This window comes from Thalassotalea ganghwensis, from assembly GCF_053485795.1.
The window spans coordinates 1-1,098 of the sequence record NZ_JBQRUM010000056.1 but is presented as its reverse complement, the minus strand read 5'-3'; the positions used below and the strand labels follow the sequence as shown (position 1 = coordinate 1,098).

The window sequence follows — 1,098 nt, the reverse complement described above, 5'->3', positions numbered from 1 at the left end:
TTCCACAATAAAAATTGTGTAGTTTAGTATAGAATTTCATTGAGCTTTCTCCTTTTGGGTTTGGTCGCCTTGAAGTTTAGCCAATGGCTAAACTTCGGGGAGAAGGTTCAATAAGTATCAAGGCAATTATAAATGGGACGTCTAAAGCTTGGCTGGCGCTCATTCTTCGCTAATTATAGCCAAGCATTTATACGCCCCATATTGCGGCGTTAGCAATATTATGAATTACACCACCATTTATGAATCTACAAATTATTCATTTATTAATCATTCCTTAATTTTTGGATTGGTGTTTTTAGTTTTGCCCGCTTTTATGTTCGTCTATCAATGGAACAAAAAAAAGGCAGGTCTAGAGGTAGATGATTCGGCGATGTTTTTTGGAGTAATAGGTATCTTAGTAGCTATTTCGATTGTCGTTGCATCAATCGTAAATACGTTCTTGATTAGAAACATGTTGCAGACAGAAAAGGTGGAGATTCTTTCAGGCGTCATTAAAAATCATGAATATATTAGTAGTCGTAGAGGGCGTTCAACATTTTTAGTATATGCAGGAAACGTATCGTTGAGATTTGAAACTTCTAATAAATATACCGGAAATGGCGGCTACTTTGAGAGACCATTTCCAGAAGTTAACCTAATGGATGACCTAAATGTAAGGTTAACGTTTACTGAAAACGATCAAACTATATTGAAAGTCGAAATAGAAAATAGAGATTACAAATCTCTATTAAGAAAACGGGATCAAGGGTATGATTTTTGTCGTAATGCGTGTACTTGGGAGTATCTAATTGCTAACAAGAGACTATGGCGTCAATAGCTAATTTCAAGCCTTTGGCGCTTCCCACATCACACCATCTCTGAGCATTGAATTTAAGTTCACAATCATCTTTCTGACACAGGCAATTAGCGCAACTTTTTTTGGCTTTCCTGCGGCTAGTAACTTGTCATACTGCGATTTGAAAACAGGATTTGATTGTATTGCTGACATCATTGCCATATATAAAACCGTTCGCACCTGGTGTCTGCCACCTTGAATTTTTCTTTGTCCTTTATAGCGGCCACTTTCACGGTTAATTGGTGCAACACCAACTAATGCAG

At 37.2% G+C, this 1,098-nt stretch carries 2 protein-coding genes; one reads left to right on the top strand and one right to left on the bottom strand.

Annotated elements, in window-relative coordinates:
- The first annotated feature begins 220 nt into the window (after positions 1–220).
- Entirely contained in the window at positions 221–817 is a 597-nt protein-coding gene (locus ACSLUH_RS19425; protein ID WP_448570073.1) for a hypothetical protein, read from the top strand.
- Positions 818–823: 6 nt separating this feature from the next.
- On the opposite strand, the gene ACSLUH_RS19420 is transcribed toward ACSLUH_RS19425, so the two are convergent.
- Positions 824–1,098: transposase (locus ACSLUH_RS19420; protein ID WP_448570072.1), on the bottom strand; the 275-nt coding region annotated here is incomplete at its 5' end.